The sequence below is a fragment of the Methylorubrum zatmanii genome (genome assembly GCF_014845115.1).
In the GTDB taxonomy this organism is placed as follows: Bacteria; Pseudomonadota; Alphaproteobacteria; order Rhizobiales; family Beijerinckiaceae; genus Methylobacterium; species Methylobacterium zatmanii.
Window position 1 is genome coordinate 1 of record NZ_NKUI01000345.1, and the last position, 5,588, is coordinate 5,588.

Consider the following 5,588-nt stretch of genomic DNA (forward strand, 5'->3'; position numbering starts at 1 on the left):
GTGCGCGACGTTACACTTGGCGCCTTCGTCTGTCTCATGCTCAAAAAGGCCGCTCTACTCGCAGCTGGTTCATAACAGCCTCTAGGCCCCCAGGGGGAGCCGGATTTTCAGAGCGAGGGCGGCGGCCTTTTCGGGCCCGGTCGCCTCTCCCGCACTTTCAAGTCGAATGGGTTTCGTGTAAGCCGCGCGCTCAGGTGCAATTCTTTCGCACCGATTCGGCTGCCGTCACGACGCCTCCCCCGGAATGGAAACGGGGCAGGGGCGCATGACGGCTTTTTCCCGGTTCGGCCGGGAGACCGGGGCCGGTGCGGTTCGAAACGACAGATCTAGGGGTTGATTCCGTTGCAGGTACTCGTTCGCGATAACAACGTCGATCAGGCGCTCCGCGTTCTCAAGAAGAAGATGCAGCGCGAGGGCATCTTCCGCGAGATGAAGCAGCGCAAGGCTTATGAGAAGCCGTCCGTGCGCAAGGCTCGCGAGAAGGCCGAGGCCGTCCGCCGCGCCCGCAAGCAGGCCCGCAAGACCGCGATCCGCGAGGGCCTGATCGCCGCGCCGAAGCCGAAGCCCCGTACCGGCGCCCCGCGCCGTCCGGGCATGCCGAACTTCTCGCAGCAGCCCGCCGCCGCTCCGGCCGCCGCCGCGTCCTAAGCCGCACGGCCCGGATTCGGGCCACGGATCCCAGATTTGGAAAAAACCCCGCCGGTTCGGACCGGCGGGGTTTTTTCATGCGCGCCGCCGCTCACGCCGCTCGGGCGGTGAGGGTGGCGCGCTCGGCCTGCCGCAGGAGTTCCAGCGGCAGCCAGGGCTTGCGCATGTAGACGGCATGCGGCGGAAGCCCGGCGCTCCGCTCCTCGCGCGCCTCCGAGGTCACCACCAGCCGCACATCCGGCCAGCGGTCCTCCACGGTGCGCGCCAGGGCCGCGCCGTCCATCTTGCCCGAGAGGTGGGTGTCGGCCACCACCATCGCCACGGTGACGTCGCCGCGTTCGAGGACGGCCAGGGCATCCTCCGCGCTCGAACAGGCGATGACGTCGAGATCGGTCTCCTCGATCAGGACCGTGGCGAGGTCGCGGGCGGCCTCGTCCTCCTCGACGACGAGCGCGACCGGGCTGTCCGTTCCGGTGTGAGCCATGATGTTTCCCAGAATCTGTGTGATCGGAGGGGAAGGCGCCGGCCATCCAGGGGCGCCCCGCAGCGGAATCGACGATGCTTGCCCTGCGACAACAAGTTCGGGGATGATCGGTTCAGGACCAATCGCGCCGGGCAAGCCGGCCCGAACGGCCCGAGAGGGGCCGATCCCTTAACGAACTGTTCATCCTACCGATCGAATTGTTACAGTCCGGCGACGCGGCCCGGCCCGAACGGACCGAGGCTTGCATGGATGTCCCGGACCGCAAAAGAGGCTCTCGTCGCGCCATGTGCCGTTTCCTCGCCTATCTCGGTGAGCCGGTCTTCCTGAACGAGCTGGTCTGCGCCCCGACGCATTCGCTGGTTCATCAATCCCTGCACGCCGCGGAGGCCAAGACCGAAACCAACGGGGACGGGTTCGGGATCGGCTGGTACGGCGAGCATGCCGAGCCGGGACTCTACCGGGACATCTGCCCGGCTTGGTCGGATGAGAATCTCGTCAATCTCTGTCGGCAGGTGCGGGCGCGGACCTTCTTCGCCCATGTGCGAGCAGCCACCGGCACGGCGACGACCCGGGCGAACTGCCATCCCTTCGCCCATGGCCGGCACCTGTTCATACATAATGGCCAGATCGGCGGCTATCACCGAATCAAGCGGCGCCTGGATGCGCTGATCCCCGACGACCTCTACGACACCCGCCGCGGCTCGACCGATTCCGAGGCGATCTTCCTGCTGGCGCTGGCCAACGGCCTGGAGGCCGATCCGGTCGGCGCCATGGAGGCGACCTGCGCCACCATACGGGGGCTGATGCAGGAGGCTCGCATCACGGAAGCCTTCCGCTTCACCGCCGTGCTCACCGACGGCGAGAGCCTCACCGCCTTCCGCTGGGCCTGCGACGGGCGCCCGCCGAGTCTGTACTACCGCGAGAGCGAGCGCGGCCTCACCGTGGTCTCCGAGCCGATCGACGGCTGCAAGGAGGGCTGGCAGGTGGTGCCGAAGGGAGGAACGCTGCGGGCGACCCGCGGCGGCCGCGCGAACGTCCGCCTGCCCCGCGCGGAGCGGGCCGCCGCCTGAAGGGCTTGCCCGCGGCCAGACGCCATGGTCAAGGTTTCGAAAGGACAAGTCCTTTCGCGGGTGCAGGGCAGAGCCCTGCCCATCGGCTTCGCCGATCTCAGGGCTTCGCCCTGAAAACCCGCCAAAGGGCTTGGAAGCCCTTCGGGATCCCCATGAGTATCGAGCTTGAAACGGTCGCGGGCCTGTTCGGCGTGGCCGTGGTGGCGGGCGCCATCGATGCCATCGCCGGGGGAGGCGGGCTGATGACCCTGCCGGCCCTGCTGCTCGCCGGGCTCGATCCGGTGAGCGCCATCGCCACCAACAAGCTTCAGGGCAGCGCCGGCTCGGTCTCGGCGACGCTCGCCTTCGCCCGGCGCGGGCTGATCCGCTGGCCCGAGGCCGGCCCGGCCGCTTGCGCCGCCGGCCTCGCCTCGGTGGCCGGGGCGCTCTGCGTCAGCCTGCTGCCGCGCCCGCTCCTCGACGCACTGGTGCCGCTGCTGCTGGTCGGCATCGCCCTCTATTTCGCCACCGCGCGGCGGATGAGCAACGAGGATGCGGCGGCGCGGATCACGCCCGGCCTGTTCGCCGTGACGCTGGCGCCGGCGGTCGGCTTCTACGACGGCGTGTTCGGGCCCGGCGCCGGCTCGTTCTACATGATCGGCTTCGTCACCCTGCTCGGCCTCGGCGTGGTGCGGGCCACCGCCCATACCAAGCTCTCGAACGCCGCGAGCAATCTCGGCAGCCTCGCCCTGTTCACGCTTCAGGGCGCCGTCATCTGGCCGGTCGGCCTCGCCATGGCGGCCGGAGCCTTCCTGGGGGCGCAGGCGGGCTCCGCCCTGGCGGTGCGCCTCGGCGCCCGGCTGATCCGCCCGCTCCTCGTCACCATCGCCTGCGCGATGGCGCTCCGCCTCCTATCGAACCCGGCCAACCCCCTGCGTCAGGCGCTGGCCGGATTTTTTTCGTAGGTCTGTCAGTCTCTTACAGAACCAAGCTTCAGCGCGGGATGAAGGCCCAGTAATCGAGGTCGAGGATCACCGAGGGGTCGTATCCCTCGCCCTGCTTGTCCGGATAGGCGGTGCAGGGCTGGTTCTTGGCCGCCACGGTCCGCAGGCGCAGCGCGCCGATATCGGTGCGGCCGGGCAGTTCGGCGGTCTCCAGCACCTCCGACCAGGCATAGACCGTGTCGCCGGCGAAGAGCGGCGCGACGTGGCGGCCGGCATTGATGCCGCCGATGGCGAAGGCATTGGCGAGGCCGTTGAAGCTGAGGGCGCGGGCCAGCGAGATCACGTGGCCGCCATAGATCAGGCGCTTGCCGAACTTGGTCTCCTTGGTCGCGACCGCGTCGAAATGCACCTTGGCGGTGTTCTGGAACAGCCGCGTGGCGATCTGGTGCTCGGCCTCCTCGACGGTCATGCCGTCGACATGGTCGATCTTCTCGCCGACCGCGTAATCGCCGAAGCGATGCGGGCTGCCAGCCAGCACGTCGTCGTAGGCGGCAGCGTCGAGCGGGGGCAGGGCCTGGGCGAGATCGGCCGGGTTCACCACCTTGGCCAGCGTCGGCACGTGCTCCTCGGCGATCTTCGCCTCCGGGTCGCGCTTGCGGACCAGCACCCAGCGGCAATAGCTCAGCACGGTGCGGCCGGAGGCATCGGAGCCGGTGGAGCGCACATAGACCACGCCGGTCTGGCGGTTGGAGCTTTCCTTGAGGCCGATCACCTCGGAGACGGTCGAGAGCGTCTCGCCGGGATAGACCGGACGGTGGAAGCCGCCCTCCGCGTAGCCGAGATTGGCGAGCGCGTTGAGGGAGATGTCCGGCACGGTCTTGCCGAACACGACGTGGAAGGTCAGCAGATCGTCGAGCGGGCTCGCCGGGTAGCCGATCGCACGGGCGAAGGCGTCCGAGGATTGCACGGCGAAGCGCGGGCCGTAGAGGGCGGTGTAGAGCGCGACGTCGCCGGTGGTGACGGTACGGGGCGTGGCGTGGCGGATGGTTTCGCCGAGGCGGAAATCCTCGAAGAAGCGGCCCGGATTGGTCTTCATGGCGTGCGCGTCGCTCCCGTCACGGCTCTTGCCGGCCTGAGGCGGATCCCGACCTGAATACGATATTCAGCCGAGACCCTAAGCTTCTGATCCCGCACCGGCTTTTCGATCGGGCGGTCCCCGCGCCGAGCCGGTGCGCCTGTCCGCCTTAGCAACGGGCCCGGCCCGCGCGCAATGCCGCTCATCGCGCGGGCGGGCGCGTTCAGAAGGCGAGTTGGATGTAGAGATCGGTGATCAGCTTCTGCACGAACAGCAGCAGCAGGATCAGGATGATCGGCGAGATATCGACGCCGCCGAGATTGGGCAGCAGGTTGCGGATCGGCCGCAGGAGCGGTTCCGTGACGCGGTACAGGAACTCCCCGATCTGCGAGACGATCGGGTTGCGCACATTGACCACGTTGAAGGCCACGAGCCAGCTCAGCACGGCACTCGCGACGAGGACGTAGATGTAGAGCTGGATGACGGTGTTGAAGAGCCAGAGCAGGGCGTTCATGCGGGGGGTATCGGTCCTCGTCACCCAGTCGCGCGCCCGTCGCGAAAAGCCGGAGCGCGGCGGGAAATTTCGGGAATTGACAGGTCGAAGCGGACAAGCCTAAAAGGCCCTCGCCTCGGACGGGGCTGTAGCTCAGATGGGAGAGCGCCGCAATCGCACTGCGGAGGTCAGGGGTTCGAATCCCCTCAGCTCCACCAGGTTTTCCTCACCGAGGAAAACCGAATGGTGGCAATAGGTTATGAGATCGGCAAATGCCCGTTCTCTCCAGAAGTCCCCATTCTGGGACGGTTTTCTCCCCAAGCCTGACCTGCCCACCTCCGATCTCGGAGGTCCTTCCTTTGACATCCTCGGATGCCGAGCAACTCGGGTAGGAGGGAGCCTAACATGTGGTGGCGCGCCCTGCCATCCGCTGTCTTCACTCCTTCCTCTCTGCGACCGGCGGCCCCTTTGGTTGCATGACTGCCGGTCCGCGCGCGGAAACTACTGTCGAAAGAAAACGTTCGTTTTCTGAATACGATTGATCTCACAGCCAGAAGACTATTCGGGGCGGGAAGCGGCCGTTAAGCCAGCGGAGACCAGACGTCAGACTCGCGGCGCCTGAACCGCTGCCTCCGACCTGTCTCGGGCCTTCGGAAGGCCTGCTGGCCGGCAGTCTGATTGTCTCGGAGCGACCGAGCATGGCCTTTTGCGGCCTGCCTGCTTTGAGGACCGGGGAGCGGACGAACGGAGGCTCGGCTCAGGCGGTGGGCTCAAAGCGCCCCCCCCCGCAGACTTTCCCTGCAGTCGCTTCGAACGTCCGTGCCCTAGAGGCTGTTATGGACCTATCGGCCGGGTGGCTCAGATGATGGGCCATGAGCCTGATCCGAAAAGCCTA

The 5,588-nt window shown here is 67.3% G+C and carries 6 protein-coding genes and 1 tRNA gene; 4 read left to right on the plus strand and 3 right to left on the minus strand.

Annotated elements, in window-relative coordinates:
• Positions 1–342 precede the first annotated feature (342 nt).
• The gene (rpsU, locus tag MZTS_RS24600; protein WP_009865717.1) at positions 343–648 is read left to right on the plus strand and encodes a 30S ribosomal protein S21; all 306 of its coding nucleotides are present in this window, start codon (positions 343–345) and stop codon (positions 646–648) included.
• Between the two features lie 91 nt (positions 649–739).
• On the opposite strand, the gene MZTS_RS24605 is transcribed toward rpsU, so the two are convergent.
• Complete coding sequence (locus tag MZTS_RS24605) at positions 740–1,132, minus strand: response regulator (protein ID WP_009865718.1); 393 nt, start codon at positions 1,130–1,132, stop codon at positions 740–742.
• A 284-nt stretch (positions 1,133–1,416) separates the two neighbouring features.
• Between MZTS_RS24605 and MZTS_RS24610 the strand changes: the two genes are divergently transcribed.
• Both MZTS_RS24610 and MZTS_RS24615 read left to right on the plus strand, forming a co-directional pair.
• A complete protein-coding gene (locus MZTS_RS24610; RefSeq protein ID WP_192285942.1) occupies positions 1,417–2,202 on the plus strand; it encodes a class II glutamine amidotransferase in 786 nt (261 codons plus the stop codon).
• Between the two features lie 152 nt (positions 2,203–2,354).
• Positions 2,355–3,146 carry a TSUP family transporter gene (locus MZTS_RS24615; protein ID WP_192285944.1) on the plus strand — a complete coding sequence of 264 codons (792 nt, stop codon included), beginning with the start codon at positions 2,355–2,357 and terminating at the stop codon, positions 3,144–3,146.
• Positions 3,147–3,174: 28 nt separating this feature from the next.
• Here the strand turns inward: MZTS_RS24615 and MZTS_RS24620 are convergent, their stop codons facing one another.
• Both MZTS_RS24620 and MZTS_RS24625 read right to left on the minus strand, forming a co-directional pair.
• On the minus strand, positions 3,175–4,221 hold the full coding sequence (locus tag MZTS_RS24620) for a MaoC family dehydratase (protein ID WP_192285946.1): 1,047 nt from the start codon (positions 4,219–4,221) through the stop codon (positions 3,175–3,177).
• Between the two features lie 202 nt (positions 4,222–4,423).
• On the minus strand, positions 4,424–4,714 hold the full coding sequence (locus MZTS_RS24625) for a YggT family protein (RefSeq protein ID WP_192285947.1): 291 nt from the start codon (positions 4,712–4,714) through the stop codon (positions 4,424–4,426).
• Positions 4,715–4,835: 121 nt separating this feature from the next.
• On the opposite strand from MZTS_RS24625, the gene MZTS_RS24630 reads away from it, so the two are divergent.
• Positions 4,836–4,911, plus strand: a tRNA-Ala gene (locus tag MZTS_RS24630).
• The last annotated feature ends 677 nt before the right edge of the window (positions 4,912–5,588 follow it).

What these genes read in the sequence shown, in the direction of transcription:
- MZTS_RS24605 (WP_009865718.1), bottom strand. Translation starts at nt 1,132, where the DNA reads ATGGCTCACACCGGAACGGACAGCCCGGTCGCGCTCGTCGTCGAGGAG.
- MZTS_RS24610 (WP_192285942.1), top strand. Translation starts at nt 1,417, where the DNA reads ATGTGCCGTTTCCTCGCCTATCTCGGTGAGCCGGTCTTCCTGAACGAG.
- MZTS_RS24615 (WP_192285944.1), top strand. Translation starts at nt 2,355, where the DNA reads ATGAGTATCGAGCTTGAAACGGTCGCGGGCCTGTTCGGCGTGGCCGTG.
- MZTS_RS24620 (WP_192285946.1), bottom strand. Translation starts at nt 4,221, where the DNA reads ATGAAGACCAATCCGGGCCGCTTCTTCGAGGATTTCCGCCTCGGCGAA.
- MZTS_RS24625 (WP_192285947.1), bottom strand. Translation starts at nt 4,714, where the DNA reads ATGAACGCCCTGCTCTGGCTCTTCAACACCGTCATCCAGCTCTACATC.